At 45.8% G+C, this 24,329-nt stretch carries 18 protein-coding genes; 10 read left to right on the forward strand and 8 right to left on the reverse strand.

The window, feature by feature from the left end; genetic code table 11:
* Positions 1 to 153: 153 nt before the first annotated feature.
* The 6 genes from BWI96_RS18445 to pyk form a co-directional block, all read right to left on the reverse strand.
* Complete coding sequence (locus BWI96_RS18445) at positions 154 to 1,119, reverse strand: lipid A deacylase LpxR family protein (protein ID WP_106637995.1); 966 nt, start codon at positions 1,117 to 1,119, stop codon at positions 154 to 156.
* Positions 1,120 to 1,835: 716 nt separating this feature from the next.
* Positions 1,836 to 4,946, reverse strand: coding sequence for an efflux RND transporter permease subunit (locus tag BWI96_RS18450; RefSeq protein ID WP_106637996.1), 3,111 nt, complete (start codon positions 4,944 to 4,946; stop codon positions 1,836 to 1,838).
* 28 nt (positions 4,947 to 4,974) lie between these two features.
* The gene (locus BWI96_RS18455; RefSeq protein ID WP_106637997.1) at positions 4,975 to 6,057 is read right to left on the reverse strand and encodes an efflux RND transporter periplasmic adaptor subunit; all 1,083 of its coding nucleotides are present in this window, start codon (positions 6,055 to 6,057) and stop codon (positions 4,975 to 4,977) included.
* Positions 6,058 to 6,093: 36 nt separating this feature from the next.
* The gene (locus tag BWI96_RS18460; protein WP_106637998.1) at positions 6,094 to 7,383 is read right to left on the reverse strand and encodes a TolC family protein; all 1,290 of its coding nucleotides are present in this window, start codon (positions 7,381 to 7,383) and stop codon (positions 6,094 to 6,096) included.
* A 294-nt stretch (positions 7,384 to 7,677) separates the two neighbouring features.
* Positions 7,678 to 8,496 (reverse strand): ion transporter, encoded by an 819-nt coding sequence (locus tag BWI96_RS18465; RefSeq protein ID WP_106637999.1) that lies wholly within the window; start codon positions 8,494 to 8,496, stop codon positions 7,678 to 7,680.
* A 115-nt stretch (positions 8,497 to 8,611) separates the two neighbouring features.
* Complete coding sequence (pyk, locus tag BWI96_RS18470; protein WP_106638000.1) at positions 8,612 to 10,123, reverse strand: pyruvate kinase; 1,512 nt, start codon at positions 10,121 to 10,123, stop codon at positions 8,612 to 8,614.
* Between the two features lie 523 nt (positions 10,124 to 10,646).
* Here pyk and BWI96_RS18475 point away from each other — a divergent pair.
* A complete protein-coding gene (locus BWI96_RS18475; protein WP_106638001.1) occupies positions 10,647 to 11,714 on the forward strand; it encodes a plastocyanin/azurin family copper-binding protein in 1,068 nt (355 codons plus the stop codon).
* 2 nt (positions 11,715 to 11,716) lie between these two features.
* Entirely contained in the window at positions 11,717 to 13,207 is a 1,491-nt protein-coding gene (locus BWI96_RS18480; RefSeq protein WP_106638002.1) for a hypothetical protein, read from the forward strand.
* 334 nt (positions 13,208 to 13,541) lie between these two features.
* Here BWI96_RS18480 and BWI96_RS18485 read toward each other — a convergent pair whose 3' ends face one another.
* Together BWI96_RS18485 and BWI96_RS18490 are read right to left on the reverse strand one after the other, a co-directional pair.
* On the reverse strand, positions 13,542 to 13,958 hold the full coding sequence (locus BWI96_RS18485) for a biopolymer transporter ExbD (protein ID WP_106638003.1): 417 nt from the start codon (positions 13,956 to 13,958) through the stop codon (positions 13,542 to 13,544).
* An 83-nt stretch (positions 13,959 to 14,041) separates the two neighbouring features.
* Positions 14,042 to 14,734 (reverse strand): MotA/TolQ/ExbB proton channel family protein, encoded by a 693-nt coding sequence (locus BWI96_RS18490; RefSeq protein ID WP_106638004.1) that lies wholly within the window; start codon positions 14,732 to 14,734, stop codon positions 14,042 to 14,044.
* 260 nt (positions 14,735 to 14,994) lie between these two features.
* Here BWI96_RS18490 and BWI96_RS18500 point away from each other — a divergent pair, with 260 nt between their 5' ends.
* The 8 genes from BWI96_RS18500 to BWI96_RS18530 all read left to right on the forward strand — a co-directional run bounded on the left by BWI96_RS18500 (position 14,995) and on the right by BWI96_RS18530 (position 24,323).
* A complete protein-coding gene (locus BWI96_RS18500) occupies positions 14,995 to 15,789 on the forward strand; it encodes a hypothetical protein (RefSeq protein ID WP_157830433.1) in 795 nt (264 codons plus the stop codon).
* Between the two features lie 105 nt (positions 15,790 to 15,894).
* The gene (locus BWI96_RS18505) at positions 15,895 to 18,111 is read left to right on the forward strand and encodes a M16 family metallopeptidase (protein ID WP_232793803.1); all 2,217 of its coding nucleotides are present in this window, start codon (positions 15,895 to 15,897) and stop codon (positions 18,109 to 18,111) included.
* Positions 18,072 to 18,689, forward strand: coding sequence for a pitrilysin family protein (locus BWI96_RS22600; RefSeq protein ID WP_232793804.1), 618 nt, complete (start codon positions 18,072 to 18,074; stop codon positions 18,687 to 18,689). The genes BWI96_RS18505 and BWI96_RS22600 overlap by 40 nt, the downstream gene beginning before the upstream one ends.
* Before the next feature lie 338 nt (positions 18,690 to 19,027).
* Entirely contained in the window at positions 19,028 to 20,308 is a 1,281-nt protein-coding gene (locus BWI96_RS18510; RefSeq protein ID WP_198555303.1) for an MFS transporter, read from the forward strand.
* 154 nt (positions 20,309 to 20,462) lie between these two features.
* Positions 20,463 to 21,110: a GDSL-type esterase/lipase family protein gene (locus BWI96_RS18515; RefSeq protein ID WP_106638007.1), complete on the forward strand. Its 648-nt coding sequence runs from the start codon at positions 20,463 to 20,465 to the stop codon at positions 21,108 to 21,110.
* Positions 21,111 to 21,243: 133 nt separating this feature from the next.
* A complete protein-coding gene (locus tag BWI96_RS18520; RefSeq protein WP_106638008.1) occupies positions 21,244 to 22,200 on the forward strand; it encodes a D-2-hydroxyacid dehydrogenase in 957 nt (318 codons plus the stop codon).
* Between the two features lie 430 nt (positions 22,201 to 22,630).
* Positions 22,631 to 22,981 carry a BlaI/MecI/CopY family transcriptional regulator gene (locus tag BWI96_RS18525; protein ID WP_307142239.1) on the forward strand — a complete coding sequence of 117 codons (351 nt, stop codon included), beginning with the start codon at positions 22,631 to 22,633 and terminating at the stop codon, positions 22,979 to 22,981.
* Between the two features lies 1 nt (position 22,982).
* A complete protein-coding gene (locus BWI96_RS18530; protein WP_106638009.1) occupies positions 22,983 to 24,323 on the forward strand; it encodes a M56 family metallopeptidase in 1,341 nt (446 codons plus the stop codon).
* Positions 24,324 to 24,329 lie beyond the last annotated feature (6 nt).

Raw genomic sequence — 24,329 nt, forward strand, 5'->3', positions numbered from 1 at the left:
AACGCATCGACTGTAGAGACACGGTTTATTACGTCTAGCCGAGCATGAAATACGATACGGATAGTTCCCGTTGGCGTCGAAGACGCAATTCTCATGAATCCGTATTGAAAACGCGGAATAACCGTGTCATTTGATACGATGAGTCGCTTTTTGTTAGTTAAATCGATAGGCAATGGCAAATCCTCCGTAATGCTCGGCTTTTTCACGCATCAAACGAGCTTCGCGTTGCGTGTAGGAGAAGGTAGAGGAAAGGGTTAGCCGATGAAATGCTGCCGTTATTCCCAGTTGATGCAAGTAAACAAATGGAGTGATAGGTCCGGTAGCGGGACCTTTGTCCTGAAGAAAAAGACCACCCTGGATGGTGGAGTTATAGAGCTGGTATTTGAGTTGAGGATGGAAAAAGAAATAAATCTCCGGTTTCTGATGATCGGAATTACGACTGATTTGGGCATTAAATAAAGAGGACTCCGAAGCCTTTTGAAAGAGGCCGAGCTGGAATAACAAACCCGCTGAAGCACTGGTAAAAGGCGTACCGAGCTCCACTTGTGCCGACGTAAATACTTCTAGCCAACGCTGACGTTTGGGAGGTAATAAGCTGTGAAAATATTGTCCGCGAAGGTTTAGGGAGAACTCGCTATTCAACTGCTTAACCCAGCCTTCGGGAGGAATAAAATTAAAGGTTTTGTGAATAAGCGTTTGTATCTGCTTGGCATACGAATGCTTACCTGTAAAGCCGAGGGAGGCCGAAACATTTAAAACCTGATTTTTCCGGTAGAAAAAAGAAAAGCCTTTTTGGGCATAGAGATAGCCCGTATAGGGTCGATCAATTTGGCGAGTCGTTACTAAAAAAACGTTTTCTGGATTATAAATCATTTGCCCGATCTGGTACGTAGATGTGATTTTGGTAACCTTACGGGTGCTATCAAGACGATTATTAAGCTTTGAGGGTAGGTAATAAAAGCTGGCAAAAATGCCGTTGGTATAATAACCATCGTGCCTGTTCCAAAGGTAGGCATCGTTTTCAGAGATGACTTTCAGTTCATGACTTTGAGCTAACAGCAGTTGGGGGAGAAGTAGTCCAAACCAAAGAAAAACAAACCGTAAAAAGGCAGAAGGCATAAATGGCAATGTATAGAGGTATCAGGCATTAGAGAAGCTAAGCTAATAAACTGAAAAGGAAGGAAGATGGTTTGGAATGCCTGGGTATCGCCGCTGCGGTTTGGAGTTTGGAGTGAAAACCAGTAAAGATAGGGGAGACGTTTTGAAATGCAGACCATAACCCCAGAGGGGTTTAACATGGATAGCCCCGGATGATAATCCGGGGTGAATGGGCCGGATAATGTGAGAGTGCGACAATTCACATGAAGATGCGACTTCATCGCGTCTCTAACAAAGAGGGAGACTAGAACTCTACTTCTGTTGTTCTTACGAACTAGCTTTCCCGCCCTGGCTGGTGTCTTCACCAGCCATTCATATAAAGCCTAGTGGTTGGTGAGGACACCAACCATGGTGGAAAGTTAGACAAGACGTTTGGAAATGGGAGGTATAACCCCTCCGCAGTTTGGGATAGATTATACTGTGGATAGCCCCAGGTTGGACAGCCCTGAATTGACAATCCGCAGAGAAGAATCCACTATCCTGCTTTCACAGCGTCACAGACGCGGTTCTCTCAAATCCGTGTTAAAAACTTGGACTAACTTCCGCATTCTTGCGTCCCCACAACAGCATTTCTTATAATTCCGTCTTGATAGACTTAGGCTTAACAAAACAAAGGGTTTGAGGAAAATATGTTCCTCAAACCCTTTCTAACCTTCAAACGAAATCAAAGCCAAATGCTACTGCATCAGCTTTTTCCGACGTTCGCGGCCACTGTAAACCCATTCGTATACAGCGGGTAGAATCAATAAGGATAATACCGAAGCAGTTATCAAGCCCCCAATGACTACAATTGCCAGTGGTTTCTGCGTTTCGGAACCAATACCGTGGGACAGAGCCGCAGGTAACAGACCTAACGAGGCCATCAGAGCTGTCATAATTACTGGACGCAAACGTGACTTAGCTCCTTCTTTAATGGCTTCGCCGAGTGGCATTTTCTCGTGTAGATTCTGACGGAATTTATTGACCAGAATAACCCCATCCTGTGTGGCGACACCGAAGAGAGCGATAAAGCCCACACCGGCTGAGATACTGAAATTCATACCTGTCAGCAACAGAGCCATAATACCACCGATGAGAGCAAAGGGCACATTGAGCAGAACCAGAATCGAATCCAGAGCATTGCCGAAAGAGGCAAAGAGAATAAAGAAAATCAGCAGAATACTGATGGGAACTACAATGGATAATTGACGTTCAGCCCGTTGCTGGTTTTCAAATTCTCCATTCCACTTGATTTCATACCCTTTATCGAGTTTGACAGCAGCCTGCACGCGTTGTTGGGCTTCTTCAATCGTGCTACCCAAATCCCGGCCACGAACCGAGAATTTTACTGCAATGAAGCGGGCGTTGTTTTCCCGGTAAATGAAGGCTGGGCCAGCTACGTTACCAATATTGGCAATTTCCTTGAGCGGAATCTTACCGCCGTCCATGGTTGGTACTCGTAAAGCTCCGATCTGTTCGATGGACGAACGGAAGGGTAAATCATAGCGTAACCGAAGATCGAATTTGCGTTCTTCTTCGTAGACCTGACTTACGGCTTTACCACCAATCGCCATTTCAATAACGGCGTTTGCATCGGCAGCATCTACGCCATATTGAGCCATTTTATCGGGATTCAGCGTAATGATTAACTCCGGTTGACCGAGGTTACGAAACACGCCTAAGTCCTGAATGCCGGGTACTTTCTTAAGAATAGCGTAGACCTGATCCGCTTTTTTGTCCAGTACGTTTAAGTCTCGTCCCTGTATTTTGACGGCAATCGAGCCTTTGACGCCGGATACGGCTTCTTCAACGTTATCCGAAATGGGTTGGGAAAAGTTAAAGTCAATGCCCCGGTATTTATGCAGTTTCTGTTGCATTTCGGCGATTAACTCATCTTTGGTAATGTCGCGTTTCCACTCTTCCTGAGGGTATAAGTCCACGAAGAATTCCTGATTGAAAAAGCCCGTTGCATCCGTTCCGTCGTTAGGACGGCCCGTTTGGGAGATTACGCCGCGAACTTCAGGATACTGCTCAAAAACCTGACGGAATTTGCGGGTATAGTGATAGGAATCTTCCAGACTGATACTTAAAGGCATACTGGCCCGCACGTAAATCGAACCTTCGTTAAGGTGAGGCAGGAATTCCGTTCCTACAAAGTGGAAGGAAGCGAGGGATCCGATGAGGAAAAGAACGGCTATCGTGATAGCCCGTTTGGGGTGATCCATCACCCGATTCAGCAGTGGAGCGTAGTTCCGGTTTAGAAATTCAATAACCGGATTATGACGTTCGCGGACGTTTTTATTGAGTAAAATGCTACTTAAAACTGGAACCAGTGTCAAGGCCAGCAATAAAGCACCGAGCAGAGCAAAACCCATCGTGAAAGCCAGCGGACTGAAAAGCTTACCTTCCACTTTCTGGAACGAGAAAATGGGTAATAAAGCCGTAATAATGATAAGCTTGGAGGTAAAAATGGATTTACCCATTTCTACCGAAGTTTTCAAAATTCGGCCCATTTTGGCTCGTTTATTAAACCTCTCCATACCCTCATGCTCGGCCCAGTGAGCCAGCATTACAAAGAGCCCTTCCACCATTACTACCGCTCCGTCAATGATAATTCCAAAGTCAATAGCTCCGATGGATAAGAGATTGGCTGACATTCCTTTCATCCGCATCAGGATAAAAGCGAAGAGTAAAGCCAAAGGAATGACGATGGCTACGGTAACCGTTGTCCGCCAGTCCGCCAGGAAAATCAACAGAATGACGGTGACCAGCGTAATACCCATAATCACGTTTTCGCCCACGGTGTGCAGCGTGTGATTGTTGAGCTCCGTTCGGTCGTAGAAAACCTTGATTTTTACATCAGAGGGTAAGACAACCGAATTGAGATAGGCAATTTTCTCCTTAAGTTGGGGTAAAACCAGTCCTGGGTTTTCACCTTTCCGCATCAGAACAATGCCTTCTACCACGTCATCATGATTATCCCGACCGACGATGCCTAGTTGAGGTAAAGCCGATTCGTGAACGGTTCCCAGATTGGAAAGCCGAACGGGAACGCCTTTTACGTTCTTAACGATCACCTTCTCAATGTCAGAGACATTTTTTACAATCCCGATACCCCGAACCACAAATGCTTGCTGCCCTTCCCGAAGGATATCCCCGCCGACATTCACGTTAGCTCGTTGCAGGGCACTGTAGACATCAAGAGCCGTCAAGTCATATTTGGCCAGTAAAGCAGGGTTAATACTTACTTCGAAGGTCTTAACGTGTCCACCAAAACTGACCACATCAGCAATGCCCGGAACGGCCTTGATCGCTTTCTCTACCGTCCAGTCCTGAATGGTTTTTAATTCCGTGGTATTCTTGGTATTGGAAGTCAGCGTGTAGCGATAAATCTCCCCCGTAGGGCCAGCGGGAGGCTGAATTTCAGCATCTACGCCATCGGGTAAGTTTACATTCGCCAGTTTCTGACTGGCCTCCATGCGGGCGTTGAAGTTATCAACGCCATCTTCAAAAACGATTTTAATGAAAGATAATCCGAACAGGTTAATGGAACGAATCGCCGTCTTATGGGAAATGGAGTTCATTTCTGTTTCAATCGGACTGGAAATGAAACGCTCCACTTCTTCGGCACTACGACCCGGCCATTGGGTAATAATAACCACTTCGGTATTGGTTACGTCGGGGTAAGCTTCCACCGGCGTATTGTAAAAACTAACGGCTCCCGCAATGACAACCAGTCCGGTCATCAGAAACACAATGCCTTTGTGTTTAAGGGAAAAGCCAATGATATTTTTAATGAACTTATTCATGATCGGACCCGGGAAGGGAGTGGGGGGATTAGTCCGTTAATTCATTGAAAAGTAATAAGGCACCTTCGGTAACGATGGGATCACCATCTTTCAAGTCGCCTTTCACATAGCTATAGCGGGAAGTGCTACGGATGACTTCCACGGGTACTGCCTCGTATTTTCCTTTGCCCATATCCTTGATAACAAAGTATTTATCTTCGCTAAAAATGACCGACTTCGGATTTACCGCCAGTAAGCTTTCGGGTTTTTCAATGTGCAGTTTAATCGTGCAGAACATCTGAGGTTTCAAAAGTCCACCGGGGTTAGGTAATACCACGCGGGCTTGTAATACCTTACTGTCGTTATCAATCACCTGGCTGATGTTTTCAATTTTTCCCTGAAAAACTTTATCAGGATACGCCAGAGTTGTGATATTCACTTGCTGTCCCACTTTAACGGCTTCAATGTCCGATTCGTAGATATTAATCAGAATCCAGACATCCGACAGATTGGAGATGGTGAACATGCTGTTTCCATTGTCCGAACGAATTTGGGTATTGGGGTTCACGTTCCGTTCTACCACGTAACCACTCACGGGAGATTTCACCAGGAAGGTCGGCTGGTTAGTAGACGAGGTTCCGCCGTACATTTTCAATACCTGCGTCGAACGATCCAGTTCTGAAGTCGCAATTTCAAGTTGCTTACGGGCATTAATCAAATCCGATTCGCTCGAAAATTTGCTTTTATAAAGCTGTTCGGCATTATCTGCATTGCGTTTGGCAATGTCGAAACCGGCTTTGGCCTGATTATAATCGCGTTGAAACTGGCTTACATCCGCACTTTGCAGTTTGGCTAATATTTGGCCCTGTTTCACATAGGCTCCAAGCTCGGCGTTTACTTCCAACACATTACCACTAACAATGGGGAAAACGCGATCTACCTGTTTCTGATCGAAAGACACTTCGCCCGTGAATTGTAACTCCTGCTCGTAATTTCGAATGTGAACCGTATCTGTCTTAAAGGCCGAATCCGTATCCTTCGTATTTACTTCCTGGGGTGTTTTGTTTTGCTGACAAGCCGCAAGAGTCAGCAGACTCAGCAGGTAGAAAAACGGCTTTAAGTTCGTTTTCATAAAAAGTGGGAAAAGGGATGGAAACCTGGAGTGGAGTTAAAAAGTCTTGGAGTTAGTAACGTAATTGATTTGTTGCTGAGCCTGATACAACTGGTTACTCAGGTTAATGAAGTTCAACTGAGCATCTTTATAGGAGCGAACTTTATCAATAAAACTGACCAGATCAATCACCCGTTTTTGGTAGTCGATGGTCGCGTTTTTACTGATGTCCTGAATGCGTTGACGGTATCCTGGATCAAGATTTGCCTGTAGTTGCTGAGCATGCTGCCACTGTTCGTAGGCGGAAATGACTTCCTGTTTTACCTGTAACTGACTTTGGTTAATGCTCTGATTGCTTTGTTCGATTCCAATTTTAGCCGCCTGAATGTTTCCCTGATTGCGATTTTTGAAAGGAAGGTCCATGGCTACCTGCAAACCGTAATAGTTAGGATAAGCATCCCCAAATCTTGCATAGTTGGCCCCAACCATTAGCTGTGGAGTTGCCAGCGATTTCTGATACGTAAGGTTTTGCTGAGCGTATGCCGATTGGCGTTGAGCTGCTTTTAAATCAGGACGATTAGAAACTGCCTGATCCAGTAATTGATTGAGCAGGGGTGATGCCGAATCAAGGTTTTGAAATTCAGTGAGGTAGTAGGTAGAGGACGAATCGGCTAGAAGTATACGTAAGGTGGCTTCGTCCTGACTGATCTGGTTACGTAGGTCATTGATGGAAGCATCCGTATTCCGTTGTTCCAGTTCCAGACGGGTAACTTCATATTCAGAAATGACACCTAGTTTTAATTGAGCCCGGAATGCCTCAAGTAGATTGGCCAGGCGAGCCCGTTCTTCCTGAATGAAGGCATACTGAGCCTGCTCGCTGGCAAGGTTACCAAACGTCTGAGCTAATTGATAACGCAAACTCCGCATCACATCCTGAAAAATGGCTTGCTGAACTTCCGTATTTGCTTCATTTAAGGCCACCAGTTTACTCCGGCGACCCGCCAGATTCAGTACTTGCTGTAGTTGCCAGCTATAGGCACCCCCCGTAGGATTAAGTATGTCTCCCGATGGGTTTCGTAGCGGAATCACTTTTGACGTATTGGGATTGTAGGCATTAAACCCAAACTGAAAGTTAGGATTATCCCAAAGCTTCGCCTGCTGCACAGCCGCTTCCGATAAATTGATGTTGTATTTCTGAGCGATCAGCGTAAAGTTTTTTTGCAAAAACTGCTGCTCGGCCTGAGGTAAGGTCAGGCGAAGCGTATCGGTCTGTGCAAAAGACGATTGAGCAACCGAACCTAAAAAAAGGACGCTCAGTAAGACTCTGAATAATGGAATAAGCTTCACTGTCTGGTAGTTTAAAAGTGGGATCAGCGGGTAGTAAACGGGCTGTACTTTCTGTGCTTGACGTCAGCAAAGGTTCTTTCAAGAACTTATAGGAGCTTTAAAGGAACTTTAAAAACGGATTAAAATAGTTTGAGTGGGTTAGAGCAGGTTTGAGTTCGTTAGAAAAAGGTTTGAAGAAGTTTGAAAAGATTTGACAGGAATAAGTTAAGGCCTGCGATTGTTGCAACACCTTACACTCATCCTAACTCCAATTCACTTAAACTTCTTCAAACCTTTTCTAACGTACTCAAACCCTTAAAGTCTTGCTCCGCAAAATTTACAAAAAACGGCATCCATATCGTGACCCTCGCGACCGCAGGAGGGGCAGGCTTCACTGCTGTGATTCCTTTTGCGGGCGGCAGCGGCAATTTCATTGGTAATGATACCCGTCGGAACGGCGATGATACCGTAACCAATCAGCATGACAAGGCTGGAAATAAACTTACCCATGGGAGTGACGGGCGAAATATCGCCATACCCTACGGTGGTAATAGTAACAATGGCCCAGTAAATGCTTTCGGGAATGCTGGAAAACCCATTTTGATGATTTTCAACCAGGTACATCACCGAACCCAGGATCGTTACCAGGGTAATAACCGTAAGCATAAAAATACTGATTTTCTTAAGGCTGGATCGAATCGCAACCGTCAGAAATTCCATTTCAGTAAGGTAATGGGTGAGCTTGAAAATTCGGAAGACCCGTAGCAGACGCAAAGCCCGCAAGACGAGTAAGGATTGAGCACCTGCGTAAAAAATACTGAGATAGGAAGGAATAATAGAGAGTAAATCAATCAGCCCCAGCGGGCTCAGCACATAACGAATAGGTTGCCGGATACTGATGAGTCGAAGAATATATTCAATCGTAAAGAGAAAGGTAAAGGACCACTCCAGAAAGAAGAATAATCGGCCATAATGCTGGTGGTATTTATCCACGCTATCCAGCATTACCACAAGAATACTGGTGAAAATGGCAATCAATAAAGCAATATCGAAAGCTTTGCCGGCCTTGGTATTCGACTCATAAATCACTTGCTGAAGCCGTTCCTGCCAGGTTTTTATAGGTTGGTTTTCCATGACTAACAAGGTAAAAAAAGAAGGCTAGGGCTGCAAGTGTATGAGGCTCACAAACACAAACCCCCGTTACTCAAAGATTCAAGTAACGGGGGTTTGCTACTATTGATAATGAAGATTACTGTTCCGCAGCTACTTCATCCGCGATTTTGTCGATTACACCCATTTTCACGGTGTTCGTACGTAAATCCTGCTGAGCAGGAACGCTCAGTAAGGTTACGAATACATCGCCTTTTTGCAGATGACCCTGTTGAACCAGAATTTTCGCAATATCGTGTGAGATTTGTTCGGTGCTGAGGTTGGCACTGTCGTAATTGAATACGCGTGTGCCCCATAACAGTCCCATCTGCGTCATCAGTTTTTCGTCCGCCGAGAATACGAAAATATCCGCTTTGGGACGGTGTGAAGACAGACGGTAAGCTGTGTAACCACTGTTCGTAATGCACAGGATGGCTTTCGCCTGTACGTCACGAGCCAGACGGCAGGCCGCCGCAATAACCCGATCGTTCAGGATGGTAGGAGAGTTTTCTTCTCCTTTCAGCATGTGATTTTTGAAGTAAATCGCTGATTCATCGCCATAAATAATAGGAATATGGTTCTGCTGTTCTTCCACGGCTTCGATGATGTGTGTCATCGTCGAAACCGCTTCTACGGGATACTGACCAGAAGCAGATTCTGCCGAAAGCATGGTTGCCGAAGCTCCATCCAGAACGGCGTTGGCAACGTCAGAAGTTTCCGCACGCGTAGGGCGGGGAGAGCTCGTCATCGATTCCAGCATTTGCGTGGCTACGATTACGGGTTTCGCCTGCTTGATACACTTGCGAATCATGGTTTTCTGTAATTCAGGAACCATGGCACCATCTAACTCTACGCCTAAGTCACCACGAGCGACCATTACCCCGTCCGTAGCTTCGATGATGGCATCGAGTACTTCGGGAACAACGGCTTCGGGTTTTTCGATCTTAGCGATGATTTTCGAACGACCGTTTTTCGCCTTGATTTTTTCCTTAACGGCCATAATATCTTCAGCGGAACGAACGAACGAAAGAGCGATCCAGTCTACGTCATGCTCCAGACCGAAGATCAAGTCTTCTTCGTCTTTTTCAGTTAGAGCGGGTAATCCTACTTTCGTGCCGGGCAGGTTAATGCCTTTCTTCGATTTCAGGATACCACCGTACACCACTTTCGTGTGTACTTCTTTTTTATCGTAATCGATAGATTCTACCAGTACTTCCAGGTTACCGTCATCCATCAGGATGCGTTCGCCGGGTTTTACGTCCAGGTACATAGAAGTATAAGTCGTACCTACGCGTTCAGAAGTTCCCAGCAGATTTTCGTCCATAACGAAAGTCAGTGGGTTTCCGGCTATGAGTTCAACGCCGTTATTTTCTACGAGTTGGGTACGAATCTTAGGTCCTTGTAAATCCTGAAGGATGGTAAGGTTTAAGCCATGTTCGGCGTTAATTTCGCGAATAGCCTGAATGCGACTCAGGTGGTCAGCGTGCGTTCCGTGGGAAAAGTTAAGCCGAAAGATGTTCGCACCAGACTGGGCGAGCTTCAGCAACATTTCTTTGGATTGGGAAGCCGGACCAACGGTGGCAACAATTTTGGTTTTTTTCTGGTAAGGCATGTGTACGGAATACAAGTGTTCAAGTTTCCAGGGCCGCAAGTTAGGATTTCGTCCCGAAAAATCCAGCTTTCAAGAAGAGAATCCTTTAGTTGGGGGAAAAGAATTTCCTTTGGCTCATTTCCCGAAAAAAGGTATAAATTTTTCTTTTTTCGAGTAGAAATGGATTTTTAAAAGCTCTTCCTTCGCGAAAGGTGAAAGCCCTGTCAGACCTCAAAATTGATAAATTCTGGTGGAATACTCAACGAAGTAGCCTGATTCTTCGGGGATTGCCTGCTAAAAATCGGTCTATACCCTGAAAGTAAGTAGAGTAATGAAGAAAAAAATATAAGTTAGCGGGAATGGAAATAAGCCCTCAGGGTTTCAGAAAGAAGATTCTGGTTCCTTTCTTGCACAGATTTAACGTGAAGATGGCCTACTTGGTCGATTTTCTCGGTGTAGAAAATAATTACCGTGAAATTTTGTAAAAGGCTGGTCTGAGCAAGTCAGCCGGATTTAATAAAGCTCTGATTTACTCAGAAATTCGATGCCTCTAAAACGTATTCAACTAATACTCGTGCTGTTGTGTACAGCGTCACTGGCGTGGGCTCAGTCGGACACAACCATTGTTATCAAAGCCATTGCAGGTCTACAGTACGACCCACCCCGAATTCAGGTTAGACCTAATACCCAGGTTACGTTTATTCTGGAGAATTACGACGACATGGCCCATAACCTGGTTATTACCAAAGCCGGCATGCGGAAAACCGTGGTAGAACAGGCTCTGAAGGTCCCTTCCGAAAAAAATTACGTCCCTGAAACGCCAATGGTTATTGCCGCAACCAAAATTGTTGCTCCAGGTAACTCCGAAAAAATAACCTTTACGGTAGGCGAGGGCGTGTATTCCTACGTTTGCACCTATCCGGGTCACGGCTTTGTAATGTACGGAGCTTTATATGCCCGAGACGCGAAATTGCCGCCGCTTGAACTAGACCCGCACGTGGCTCAAATCGTGAAAGACAAAGTGGCTGGACAGCAGGTAGGGCCGCATGCTTTTCCGCTGGAATATCCTCTGTTATACCGAACCTGGGTTTCTGGAGCCAGTCCGGCGGCTATTGTCGTGAGTTTCGACGGGAATAGTTCTTACTGCTGGGACGCCGGGCAGTGTCGTCTGCGGTATGCCTGGACGGGGGGATTTGTGGACAACTCCGAGCAGTGGTATTCAAAAGGGGATAAGTTTACAAAGATCATAGGAGATGTCTACTGGAAAGAAGATTCGCTGAATTACCCCATCCGGGTAGGCACGCCCGAACACATTCCCGTAGTGAAATTTCTGGGGTATAAGTTGAAAGACCGATTGCCCACATTCCGATACCTCGTCGACGGCATTGAAATTCACGAAACCCTACGTGTATTACCCGGCGAAATAGGCATTACCCGTGATTTTCTGGTGATCAAAAATCCTGCTCAAAAGAAGATCTATTATAAAACCGGAACCTACCAGCAAACGACCTATCAGCCGAAATTTTTGAAAGCAGATCCTTCCAGTCGGGAAGTTTATGTCCTGAACCCCGGTAGTGCCAAATTTTCTGTTACCATTAAACCCAATTCTTAATCATGCGGAACCTCATTACTCTCGCCATTAGTCTGGGTTTGGTAACGAAAGCGATGGCTCAGGATCATAGTCACCACATGAGCAGCCCGTCTGCTCTGGGCGATACCGTTTACGTGGCTGAAAATATTGCACTCCCGGTAGGATTAAAAGGAGAGGTCGGAGCGATTGATTTTTTACCTGACGGTCGTTTAGTCGCTACTTTTCACCGGGGCGAGTTATATTTTTATAACCCCAAAACAAAAGAGTGGAAACTCTTTGCTGAAGGCATTCACGATGCCCTGGGTTTGATGGCCATTTCTTCCAAAGAAATACTGGTATTACAACGAGCCGAATTAACCCGAATCCGGGATACGGATGGCGATGGGAAAGCCGATGATTTCAGCACGGTAACGGACGATTTCGGTATTTCGGGTAATTACCATGAATTCAACTTTGGTCCGGTGAAGGATAAAGAAGGCAACCTTTACATTGCCCTGAATACGGCTTCCAACGGAGCGGGTATTCGGCCCGAAATGCGGGGCGAGTATAACCCCCTCGGTCGTCCCGGTCGGATGTATTCCTGCGTGCCCTATCGAGGTTGGGTAATGAAGCTGACCAAGGATGGAAAGTTACACCCTTACGCTTTAGGGTTCCGTTCGCCGAATACTCTGGCGTTTGACGCAGCGGGCCGCTTACTGGTCAATGATAATCAGGGCGACTGGCTGGGTACAAGCAAAATGTACGTAGTGAAGCCCGGCAAATTCTATGGCCATCCCTCTAGTCTGGTCTGGAAGAAGGACTTTCCCAAAATCGATCCTTTGACTTTACCAGCTAAAACGCTGGACTCTATGCGAACCCGGGAATCAGTGGCTTTTCCGCATGGATATGTTGCCAATTCTGTCACACAACCCATTGTTGACCGGACACAGGGAAAATTTGGACCTTTCATCAACCAGACTTTCGTCGGTGATATGGATCATCGTTACCTGATGCGGGTCTTGCTTGAAGAAGTAGGCGGCGAAACGCAGGGAGCCTGTCTTCCGGTACATATTCAGGGAATGCGAGTAGGTAATAACCGTTTTGCTTTTGCTCCCGACGGTAGTTTGTGGGTAGGGCAGACCGATCGTGGCTGGGTTGGTAGTGAAGGCATTCAGCGGATTCACTGGAATGGCAAAACGCCGCTGGATATTATGGATTTCAAGCTTACAAAAACGGGTTTTGACCTGACGTTTACCAAACCCATAGATGCAAAAACAGCGACAGACATAAGTCAGTATGCGGTGAAGCGTTTCTATTACGAATACCACCGGGAATATGGTTCAAAGAAATTTGACGAAAAACCCGTAGTAGTGAAGCAGGTGAAACAGTCGGCCGACGGAAAGAAGATTTCGTTAGAACTGGAAGATTTACAACCCGGCTTTATATACGAATTCCGATTGGGCAACTTAAAAGCCAAATCGGGTGAAGGCTTGCTGAGTCGTTGGGTTTGTTATACGTTAAATCATTTGAAATAGGGGTTACCTTGCCTATTCTCTCGAACTTAATGGGACATTTTTTTAAAAGTATCGTATACCACAACTCCAGCGGGGTTAAATTATGAATAGCCCCGGATGAATCCGGGGAAGTAACGTATAAAGTAAAAATAGATACGAAGTAGAAATCTTATGCCAGTCGCTAATGGGTGTCCCCGGATTTCATCCGGGGCTATTCGTATTGAACCCCTCCGGGGTTATCTATTTCATAAAAGTATCGTATACCACAACCCCAGCGGAGTTAAATTAAAGGGGAAGCAACAAAAACACCCCGACAGGTTAACCTGTCGGGGTGTTTTTGTTTAAAATCTATGACTTACTTCGAGCTAGTCGCGGCGGGTTTTGCGGAGGTTGCTAAGACGAGTTTAGCTCCTACTTTGGCCGTAACGTCGGCTACGTCGACCAGATCCTGAACGGAGCTGGTTTTTTCGATGCGAACTAACACAACGGGAGCTTCCTGCCCTTCGGTGCGGCTTTGTAACGCACTCTCCAGTTCAGCCAACCCAACGACCTGGCCTTCCACATTATACTGCTGATCCGGCATTACCGACAGGTTAATGACTTGTGATGGGGTCGAAGGGGCCGTAGATGATTGCGGTAACAACATCTGCATCGCCGAAGGACTCGCCAGCGTCGCAATCATCAGGAAGAAAATCAGTAAGAAAAATAGAATATCCGACAGCGAAGCAGCCTCAATATGCCCCTTATGCCGGTTACGACGTTGTATTTTCATGAGAGTATGTTTAGAGTTTTGGGTTTTGAGTTTAGCGTTGCGAGTTCTTTTACTCCAAACGCTAAACCCCAAACGCTAAACTCTTATGCTGAAACCGGTTGGTAAAGAACGTCCAGGAATTGGTTCGTGGCGGCCTGGAGACGAGCTACGGCCCGGTCTACCATACCGTTCAGGATCGTCAGCAGAATGTAGGCCAAAATACCAACGGCCAGACCCGAAGCCGACGTAATCATTTTCTCATAAATACCCCCTGAAATCGTACCGATGCTCAGGTTATTGGAAACGGAAATATCGTGGAAAGCCCGGATCATCCCGGCTACGGTTCCGAGGAAGCCGAACATGGGGGCAATCGCGGCAACCGTACCTAACAAGCCCAGGTTCTTTTCCATGTAGGAAAGCTCAAGTTGAGCCGTGTTACCCATGGCCTGCTCAATTTGTGGAATAGGCGTTCCAATGCGGGACAGGCCTTTTTCCAGCACGCGGGAAACCGCTGAACTATCATTCTGGCAAAGCTGACGAGCGGCATTCAGGTTACCCGACTGCACAAGTCCCCAGAAGCTGGCCTCGAAGGATGCCCCCAGAGCCGTTGATTTTTTAAGGTACAGCCAGCGTTCTACGAAAAGATAAATCGTGAGGAAAAGCAATACCGCAATGGGAATCATAATCCAGCCACCGGCGGCAAGCAGATCAAGAAGGCTAATCGATTTTTCGGCACCCGCCGCTACAGGAGTAGCAGCAGTCGAATCAGGAGTCACGGAAAGAGTCTGTAGCAGCATGCGTACGGAAATCAAATTGGTAGGTTATCAGTTCTTTATTAATACGAAAACAGGTACTTATTCCTTGTATGAACTTGGATTTCAACGCGAAAATACTTTTCTAAAAGCCATTCAGATACGCAATCAGGAAAAACTTTCACGTTATTGCTCCAGCTACCTAACGGAACCTACGCGATTTAGTTTTGAATTGGATTTAATTTGTACGGAGAAGTCTATGAAAATGAGTATCCCACCTAAACCTTATTAATCAGTTGAAAGCAATGAAGCGAATACAACCGCTTATGGTATTAATGCTTTTTATGGCATTAATGGTTGCCTGTACTCAGCCAGGCGACCAGTTTATGAAAAGCTGGAAAACAACGGACGTAGACATTGAAACCGTATCCGGCTTACCTCCCGATACAGCAGATGGTTTTCCTCCCGAATCTTATCTGAATTTTTATCCCGGCGGTCGCGTCGTCTGTTATACCCGTAGTGGTCATTACCGAATGTTTGACTGGGAGATCTCTGCCGACGAACAGACCATTTACCTCAAGCGGCAGGCTCTTTCCTTACCTAACTTACAGCTAAAGATCTATACGTTCTTCCCGAATTACTGGTCGGCGAAATTACCGGGTCTGGACAGTGTCCGGCTTTTCAAATACACCACCGTTTTCACGCATGAAGATCACGATTTACTCGACCCGAAAAGCAATACCTGGCGACTCCGGCCCGATCATCGCCTGTCAGATGCCGAGCTGAAGGCTAAAGTGGGTCAGCATATTCAGTACGCGGCTCATTACTTCGACATTGTCATTAAGCGGGAGCAGGGGTACTTCGAGCCACGGTTTATCAATCTTCCCGTCCGGTTTTATCGTGGAGCCGTTGGTATTCAGAAATTTGCAGGCACAAAATTGCTCTGGCGGCAGATGTTTTATGACGATCAGGAAGCCATTAAAGCTCTGCGTTATTACGAGGCGGCGTTTAGAAGCTTACGTTCCATGCCGCCTGAAAAAGATATGCTGAAAGGCCTGCGTCGTTCGTTCAGCAAAATGGCGGAGACATTCAATGAGTAATACCGCTCATCAGATTACTTTTTCCGCTTACTAATTCTCATTAGCATTCTTACCTAAAACTTTCCTTTATTGCATCGCTTAGCAAACTAATAACTTATACTTTACATGAGAGTTCGCTCCAGTTTATTCATCGGAATGATGATGGTAGCCATAAATACGGTGGCTCAAAACCTAAATCAGCCCATTCCGTTTGACCCACAAACTAAAGTAGGAAAACTACCCAACGGACTGACGTATTACATCCGTAAAAATGCCGAACCGAAAAATCGGGCCCATTTGATGCTGGCGGTAAAAGTCGGCTCTATTCAGGAAGAAGATCCGGAAAATGGTCTGGCTCACTTCACCGAGCACATGGCCTTTAACGGAACCAAGAGTTTTCCTAAAAATGAATTGGTGAGCTTCCTGCAATCCAATGGCATTAAATTCGGAGACGATCTGAATGCATTCACCAGTTTTGAACAAACGGTTTACTTTCTGCCCGTTCCAACGGATTCCATGAAGGTTTTCCTGCGGGCTTTTGATATTCTGGAAGACTGGTCGCACGATCTGACCATGGACGAAACAGAAATCAATAAAGAACGTGGCGTTATTCTGGAAGAGCTTCGCGGTGGAAAAGGTGCCCAGCAACGCATGCGGGATGCTTACTTTCCCGTGATTATGAACGGCTCGAAATGGGGTCAGCGGAACGTAATCGGAACGGAAGAGATTCTAAAAAACTTCAAACCCGAAACCATTCGTAACTTCTATAAAACCTGGTATCAGCCCCAAAACCAGGCCATTATTGCGGTAGGTGATTTTGACGTAGCTCAGGTAGAAAAAATCATTCAGGAAAAATTTGGAGCCATTCCGGCTGTTACCAATCCTAAGCCCGTGGGCGTATTCCCCATTCCTGATAACAAAGACACGAAAGTGGCCATTGTAACGGATAAGGAACAACCTTATACCATTGTTCAGATCCTGACGCGTTTACCCGAGCTGAAGGAGAAAACCTTTGCTGATACCCGCGAGAAAATCAAACGGACTCTGTTTAATCAGATGTTGAATAACCGTTTGCAGGAATTAACGAAAAAGGCGGATCCTCCATTCCAATACGGATTCAGCTCAACGAGTAGCTTCCTGGGCAACTACGATTCGTATGTAAGCGGCGTTGTGGCGAAAACGGGTGGCATTGAAAAAGGCCTGAAAGCCGTTCTGGACGAAAATGCACGCGTAGCTAAGTTTGGTTTCACGGCAACGGAGCTGGAACGGGCCAAACAAAACCTGATGACGTCTACGGAAAAACGTCTGAAGGAAAAGGATAAAACCAAGTCTGAAGCCTTCGCAATGGAGTACATGAACGACTTCATCAATGACGTGCCTTCCATGGGAACCGAGCGTTATGCTGCTTTCGTGAAAGAAGAGTTACCCGGTATCAAACTCGAGGAAATCAATGCCTTACCCAAAGAATTGATTTCGAAAGAAAACCGGGCGGTCATTGTAATGGCTCCAGAGAAAGACAAAGCCACCTTACCCAAAGAATCTCAACTGCTGGAATGGATTGATAATGCCGGACAAAACGTAACGGCCTACGTGGATGAAGTGGTGTCGAAACCCTTGCTGGCGAGTGAACCTAAAGCTGGTAAAGTAACGGCTGAAAAACAGATTGCTGAAATCGGGGTAACCGAACTGACGCTTTCGAATGGGGTGAAAGTGGTACTGAAACCGACGGATTTCAAAAATGATGAAATCCTGTTCCGATCGTACAGTTTTGGAGGGACTTCGCTGTATCCTCTAGCCGAAAACCTGGATGCCGATCAGTCCAATGTGATTGCGGCTCAGGGTGGCTTGGCTGATTTTTCTGCTATTCAACTTAGAAAATACCTGACGGGGAAAGTCGCTAACGTCTCGACGTATGTAGGTGAAACCACGGAAGGAATGTCGGGCTCGTTCTCTCCTAAAGACGCAGAAACAGCTTTACAGCTAATCTACGCCAACATTACTGCTCCCCGTAAAGATCCTGAAGTGATCAAGGGATACCTGGCTAACCTGAAAGATGAGTTACAGCAAAGCTTTGATACGCCCGATCCACAGGCGGTTTTCAGAGATACACTTTCGGCGGCTCTGAGCAGTTACAACCCCCGCCGGATGCCCATGAAGCCCTCTGACGTAGATAAAATTAACGTTGATAAGGCGTTCAACATCTATAAGGAACGCTTCGCTAATGCGGCTGACTTTACGTATTTCTTCGTAGGAAACTTCAAAGTAGAAGAGCTGAAGCCTTTGCTGGAAAAATACCTGGCAGTTTGCCATCGACGGGTAAGAAGGAATCTTACAAAGATCTGAATATTCATCCTCTGAAAGGAAAAGTAACCAAGACGGTATATCGGGGTATTGACGATAAATCAGCCGCTCGTCTGGTCTATTCGGGTGACTTTGTGTATACGCCTGAGAACGTAACCAACCTGAGTGCCATCGAGGAAATTCTGAATATCAAACTGATTGAAGAAATCCGCGAAAAGGAAAGTGGGGTGTATTACATCGGGTCTCAGGCAAGTGCGGAGAAGTTACCCAAACCTCGCTACACGTTGTTAGTGGCTTACGGAACGAACCCCAGCCGCGTAGATGAGTTAGGTGCCAAAACGATTGCCTTACTGGATGGGTTGAAGAAAAATGGCCCTTCACAGACGGACGTGGATAAATTTAAAATTGAAACCAAACGTCAGTTGGAAGTACAATTGAAGGAAAACCGTTACTGGCTGGGAGAATTACTTTCCAGCTACGAAAACGGCGAAGATCCCCGCGACATCCTGAAAGAAATGAGTCTGGTTGATAAGGTAACGGTAGCCTCCGTAAAAGCACTGGCCGCCAAAGTTTTCGGCCCCAACCTGATTCAGGTGAAGCTCATGCCAGAGAAGAAGTAAGCGTGTTGGATTGTATTGGAGAGGGTTTGAAGGTTAGATTCAAAGTTTGATTGTGTTTGAAGTTAGAGAGTTATTCTAAAACGTTAGACATCATCAAACGATCCAACTTCTTCAAACTGATCATCAAACCTTTCAAACGGGCCGCTAAAGAGCCGGGTAGTCGGAAAATTCCGATTATTCGGCTCTTTATTTTTGGGGGAGTGAGGGTAAAACCGAGCCGGGAACGTCTATTTCGCATAGACCGGGTTATTTCTAAGCCCCAATACCTCTTTACGTACCCAACTGCTATGAATATTAATCCTCCGCAGGTAGGCCAATCACTGTCAACTCCAACGAAAATGGGCAATTATCGCTGGACGGTGGTTATGTTACTTTTCTTTGCAACGACGATCAATTACGTTGATCGTCAGATTATTGGCCTGCTTAAACCTACCCTGGAAAAAGAATTCAGCTGGACCGAATCAGATTATAGTCGTATCGTAACCTTCTTCTCGGCGGCCTATGCTATCGGGTTATTACTCTTTGGGCGTATCGTTGATAAAGTCGGTACCAAGATGGGGTATACCATTTCCATCATTTTCTGGAGCATAGCGGCTATGTTACACGCTATTGTAAGCAGTACCATGGGTTTCATTACCGTTCGGGTGTTATTAGGTTTAGGCGAAGCAGGTAACTTCCCTACGGCTATTAAGTCCGTTGCCGAATGGTTTCCTAAAAAAGAAAGAGCTTTAGCTACGGGTATTTTCAATTCAGGAGCTAATATCGGAGCCGTTGTAGCTCCCATTATGGTTCCCTGGATTCTTGGGGTGTATGGCTGGGAGGCTGCTTTTATCATTACCGGAGCCATCGGCTTTATCTGGCTTATTTTCTGGTTGGTGATGTATGAAATTCCTGCTAAGAAAAAGAACATGGACCCTGCTGAGTACGCTCACATTCACAGTGACAGCGACTTAGCCGCGGCCACAGCCGAGGTAGAGGGTGGTTCGGTTTCCTGGGGCCGTCTGATTGGTATCAAGCAAACCTGGGCGTTCATTTTTGGCAAAATGCTGACTGACCCCATCTGGTGGTTCTTCCTGTTCTGGTTACCTTCCTATTTCGCAGAGCGTTTCCAGTTGGACTTAAAGAAACCTAGTTTACCGCTAATCATCGTTTACACGGCGACAACTATTGGTAGTATCGGTGGCGGTTATCTGTCGGGTTATTTCATCAAACGCGGGATGCCCGTCTTCAAAGCCCGTAAAATGGCGATGCTGATTTTTGCTCTGGCCGTTGTTCCCATCATCAGTGCCAAGTACATTAATGACATCTGGATTGCCGTTGCTCTTATTGGCTTGGCCGCTGCCGCTCACCAGGCCTGGAGTGCGAACATCTTCACCACGGCTTCCGATATGTTCCCCAAACGTGCCGTAAGTTCGGTCGTGGGCATGGGCGGCATGGCCGGCTCGATTGGCGGTATGCTGTTCCCAATTCTCATTGGCTCTATTCTTGATTCCTATAAAGCTCAGGGTAATATCGTTGCTGGTTATAACCTGGTATTCATCATCTGTGGCTTTGCGTATCTGCTGGCCTGGGGTGCCATGCACATCTTCGCCCCAAAAATGGAAGAAGTAAAACTTTGAGTTTCGGAGAATTTCAGACTTTATTTGAAGACGAATGGATTTCCATTCGTCTTTATTTTTAAAACGGGTTGAGGTTTGCAAGACCCCTGTAACACTCCTGCCCGGATTTCGTTATACATTTGACTACTACCTCAAACCCATTAACTATTGTGAGATGAAAGTAACCCTTCTTTATGCCTTCGTACTGTTATTTACTTTTTCCAGCTATGCTCAGAATAAGTATGAAGGAGAAATTAAAGCATTCGAAGAGCAGGACAAAACCAATCCTCCCGTAAAAGATCCCATTCTCTTTGTGGGCAGCTCGTCCTTACGTTTATGGTCAGATATCAAAGAAGCTTTTCCCGATAAACCCGTACTCAATCGGGGATTCGGAGGTTCTACCTTAACTGACGTTTCGTATTACTATAAACGCCTTATTCCCGTCTATAAGCCCAAACAAATTGTTATTTATTGCGGAGAAAACGACATTGCTGGCGGCAAATCGGCGAAAGATGCCTATATGGAATTTTTTAAGCTATATGCCAAAATCCGCAAGGATATGCCTCAGGTTCCGGTGCTTTTCATCTCTGCTAAACCCGCTCCTTCACGTTGGGCTAAAAGAGCTGAAATGCAGGAATTCAACCGTCTGGTTAGCTCATTTCTGGATGGTGAGGAAGATGCTGACTACCTGGATGTATGGCCTGTAATGCTAAATGCCGATCTTCGTCCAGAACCGACTTTATACAAATCAGACAGCCTGCACATGACGCCCGAAGGGTATCGTCGCTGGGCTGAAGTAATCAAACCCTTATTGGTGGATTAAATCATTGAAGAATACATCGAGAGAGACGCGATTCATCGCGTCTTTTTTGCTAAGATTAATGCCACTGAAATTTTGACGGAGAAGGAGACGCGATCCATCGACGTCTTTACCATTGAAAACCGTAGCTAAACGCATGAAAATCGTATTACTCGACGGGTACACGCTTAATCCCGGCGATCTGAACTGGGCACCCTTGCAGGAAATCGGTGATTTCACGGTATATGACCGCGTGAAACCGGACGAAATTGTAGAAAAAGCAAAAGAGGCCGATATCCTCTTAACTAATAAATCGAAGTTAACGGCGGAAATTCTGGAGCAGCTACCCAATGTCAAATACATTGGTGTAACGGCTACAGGCTATAATATTGTAGATACGGAAGCCGCCCGCAAACGGAATATTCCAGTTACCAATGTCAGTGAGTACAGCTCACGAGCGGTGGCCCAGCATACCTTTTCGTTGATACTTCATTTCACCAATGACGTAGCTCGACTGAATGAATCGGTTCGGCAGAAACAGTGGGCGAAAAGCCCCGATTTTTGTTACTCGTTTAGTCCTCTAACGGAGCTTTCCGGCAAAACATTAGGTCTGATTGGCTTTGGAAGTATTGCGAAAGAAGTGGCTAAAATTGCTCATGCCTTTGGAATGCGGGTCATTGCTCATCGTCGCAGCGAAAAGCTCGCGACCGGTTTTGAATTCGTTGAAATACTGCCTTTAGAAACGGTTTTCCGGGAAAGTGACGTGGTATCGTTGCATTGTCCGCTTACCGAAGAAACGAAAGGAATTATTAATGCCGAACGATTGGGCTGGATGAAACCTACGTCTTACCTCATTAATACAGGAAGAGGGCCTTTGATTGTCGAGCAGGACTTAGCTGATGCGTTGAATCAGGGAGTAATCGCCGGAGCAGGACTAGATGTTCTTTCGGTAGAACCGCCTTCGCTGGATAATCCTTTACCCGAAGCTAAAAACTGTGTGATTACCCCGCACGTAGCCTGGTTGGCCTTTGAGGCTCGGCGGAGATTGTTGCAAATGACGGCGGATAATATCAAAGCTTTTCTGAACGGAACGCCAATTAATGTAGTGAATTAGATACGTTGTGGACCACGCTGGCAGCGGCTATCAGAGTAACAGGTTATAAGTACTTCTTTGGGTTGATAAGCCATTCCCCAAAGCCTTTAATGTATTAGTTAAGACTGCCGCTGCCAGCTTTTTTCGCTGGCAGCAAAACGTTATAAGGTTAACAAACTCCATATATTATTGAATACTGCCAGCGAAAAAGCTGGCCGGGCCACGCTGGCAGCGACTATTCTAGTAATAGGCTAGAAACACTTCTTTGGATTAGTAATCCATTCGCTCAAAAGCTAGTAGCAAAACGTTGGGAAGTGAACAGCTATTAAATGCTGCCAGCGGCTGTGTTATCAACAGGTTATGAATGCCACCTAAGTTTGATAATCCGTTCCCTAAAAGTCTTTAGTTTATTATTTATTACGTAGATTTCCGAAAAATTCGGATGCAACTGATGATGGAAAAATTAACTCCGGCAGAAGATGCCGCTATGCTAACGCTCTGGCGATTAGAGCGAGGTACCTTAGGAGTAATCTTGGAAGCCATGCCAGAGCCTAAACCGCATTATAATACATTGGCTTCGACTTTTAAAAACCTGGAAAAGAAAGGGTATGTGAAGTTTCGTCGGTATGGCAATGTGTATGAATATTATCCTGCTGTGGAACGGGAAGCTATGGCGGGGCAGGTAGTAAAAGATTACTTTGATGATTCGTACAAGAATCTGGTAACCCACTTTGCCAAAGAACAGAAAATCTCGGCAGACGAGCTGCGGGAGATTTTATCCATGATTGAAAAAGGCCAATAAGATGGAAATCCTGATTTATCTGATACAGGCGAGTTTGAGTCTGGCGGGTTTTGCGGGCTTGTACGCTTTACTTCTGCAAAAGGAAACCTATTACCGCTGGAATCGCTGTTTTTTCTGGCTTGCCGGATTAGCCTCGCTGATTATTCCGGCCTGGAACGAGTGGTTATCGCAAAGGAACACGATCCAGCAGGTAACGACGTATGTACCTGATCTGAGTTTCCAGTACAAAGCTCTTCAGCAAACGCAGTCTCAGTATCCCTCCCTTGAAGGGCTGATTCTGAGTATTTGGGGAGTGGGAGTAGTAATAATGATGATTCGATTCATCCGGCAACTTGTCAGCGTTTATCACTTGTATCAATCTTCTCAACGCTCAGTCGTTGAAAAGCAGGTGATCTGGGTGCCCTTACAAGAAACCGCTCCCTTTTCCTTTTTCCGCTGGATTTTCATGAATCCTGCTCAGTTCAATTCCCATGAGTTAAAAGAAGTGTTGTTGCACGAACAGGTTCACGCCCAACAGGGACATTCCTGGGACGTGATTATGGGAGAATTCCTTCGAATCATCTTCTGGTTTAATCCGCTGATCAATTGGTGGGTGAAAATCATTCGTCAGAATCTGGAATATCTGGCGGATAATGGTGTATTAACGAGCGGACTAAATGCTCGCCATTATCAATATCATTTACTCCGCCAAAGTGGACTGGCCGTCCCCGTTCGGACGCATTTCAACGTTTCAGAACTTAAAAATCGAATCCGTCAGATTAATACGCCCTCCTCGGCTCCCTGGAAAAGTATCAAGTTTTTATTGATCTTTCCTTTACTAGCCTTCTGGGGTATGGCCTTTACCCCGCGTCGGGTATTAGAAAAAATCACGATTCATACCAGCGTCGCTAAATCCTTAAAGTTAGCTGAAAAAACCACTCAGGATGAGCCAATTCTGCTTCAGAAAAAAACAGTTGTTGAAGCTAAACCTAACCCAAAACGGCAGGTAAGAGGGCATCCTGAAAAAAGTAAGACAACGGAATATTACCTGGACGATGAAAAAGTAACCCAAAAAGAAGTTGAGAAAGTAAACGCAGATCAGATAAAGTCGGTAGAAGTGGTAAAAGCCAATTCAGGCGATGAAAACGCGACCAGTCAAGTAAAAATCTCTTTACTAAAGACAGATACTCAGGTCAAAACCCCGATGTATATCGTGGATGGAAAAGAAGCAACCGATGTAAGTAACATTGAGCCGAATACGATTAAAGAAGTTCACGTGCTGAAAGACGCATCGGCTATGGAAAAGTACGGGAGTAAAGCGAAAGACGGAGTGATCTTAATCTTTACCAAAAATAAAAACTAACCCATA

Source organism: Siphonobacter sp. SORGH_AS_0500, from assembly GCF_002838835.1.
GTDB lineage: Bacteria > Bacteroidota > Bacteroidia > Cytophagales > Spirosomataceae > Siphonobacter.

What these genes read in the sequence shown, in the direction of transcription:
- BWI96_RS18445 (WP_106637995.1), bottom strand. Translation starts at nt 1,119, where the DNA reads ATGCCTTCTGCCTTTTTACGGTTTGTTTTTCTTTGGTTTGGACTACTT.
- BWI96_RS18450 (WP_106637996.1), bottom strand. Translation starts at nt 4,946, where the DNA reads ATGAATAAGTTCATTAAAAATATCATTGGCTTTTCCCTTAAACACAAA.
- BWI96_RS18455 (WP_106637997.1), bottom strand. Translation starts at nt 6,057, where the DNA reads ATGAAAACGAACTTAAAGCCGTTTTTCTACCTGCTGAGTCTGCTGACT.
- BWI96_RS18465 (WP_106637999.1), bottom strand. Translation starts at nt 8,496, where the DNA reads ATGGAAAACCAACCTATAAAAACCTGGCAGGAACGGCTTCAGCAAGTG.
- pyk (WP_106638000.1), bottom strand. Translation starts at nt 10,123, where the DNA reads ATGCCTTACCAGAAAAAAACCAAAATTGTTGCCACCGTTGGTCCGGCT.
- BWI96_RS18475 (WP_106638001.1), top strand. Translation starts at nt 10,647, where the DNA reads ATGCCTCTAAAACGTATTCAACTAATACTCGTGCTGTTGTGTACAGCG.
- BWI96_RS18480 (WP_106638002.1), top strand. Translation starts at nt 11,717, where the DNA reads ATGCGGAACCTCATTACTCTCGCCATTAGTCTGGGTTTGGTAACGAAA.
- BWI96_RS18485 (WP_106638003.1), bottom strand. Translation starts at nt 13,958, where the DNA reads ATGAAAATACAACGTCGTAACCGGCATAAGGGGCATATTGAGGCTGCT.
- BWI96_RS18490 (WP_106638004.1), bottom strand. Translation starts at nt 14,734, where the DNA reads ATGCTGCTACAGACTCTTTCCGTGACTCCTGATTCGACTGCTGCTACT.
- BWI96_RS18500 (WP_157830433.1), top strand. Translation starts at nt 14,995, where the DNA reads ATGAAGCGAATACAACCGCTTATGGTATTAATGCTTTTTATGGCATTA.
- BWI96_RS18505 (WP_232793803.1), top strand. Translation starts at nt 15,895, where the DNA reads ATGAGAGTTCGCTCCAGTTTATTCATCGGAATGATGATGGTAGCCATA.
- BWI96_RS18510 (WP_198555303.1), top strand. Translation starts at nt 19,028, where the DNA reads ATGGGCAATTATCGCTGGACGGTGGTTATGTTACTTTTCTTTGCAACG.
- BWI96_RS18515 (WP_106638007.1), top strand. Translation starts at nt 20,463, where the DNA reads ATGAAAGTAACCCTTCTTTATGCCTTCGTACTGTTATTTACTTTTTCC.
- BWI96_RS18520 (WP_106638008.1), top strand. Translation starts at nt 21,244, where the DNA reads ATGAAAATCGTATTACTCGACGGGTACACGCTTAATCCCGGCGATCTG.
- BWI96_RS18525 (WP_307142239.1), top strand. Translation starts at nt 22,631, where the DNA reads ATGATGGAAAAATTAACTCCGGCAGAAGATGCCGCTATGCTAACGCTC.
- BWI96_RS18530 (WP_106638009.1), top strand. Translation starts at nt 22,983, where the DNA reads ATGGAAATCCTGATTTATCTGATACAGGCGAGTTTGAGTCTGGCGGGT.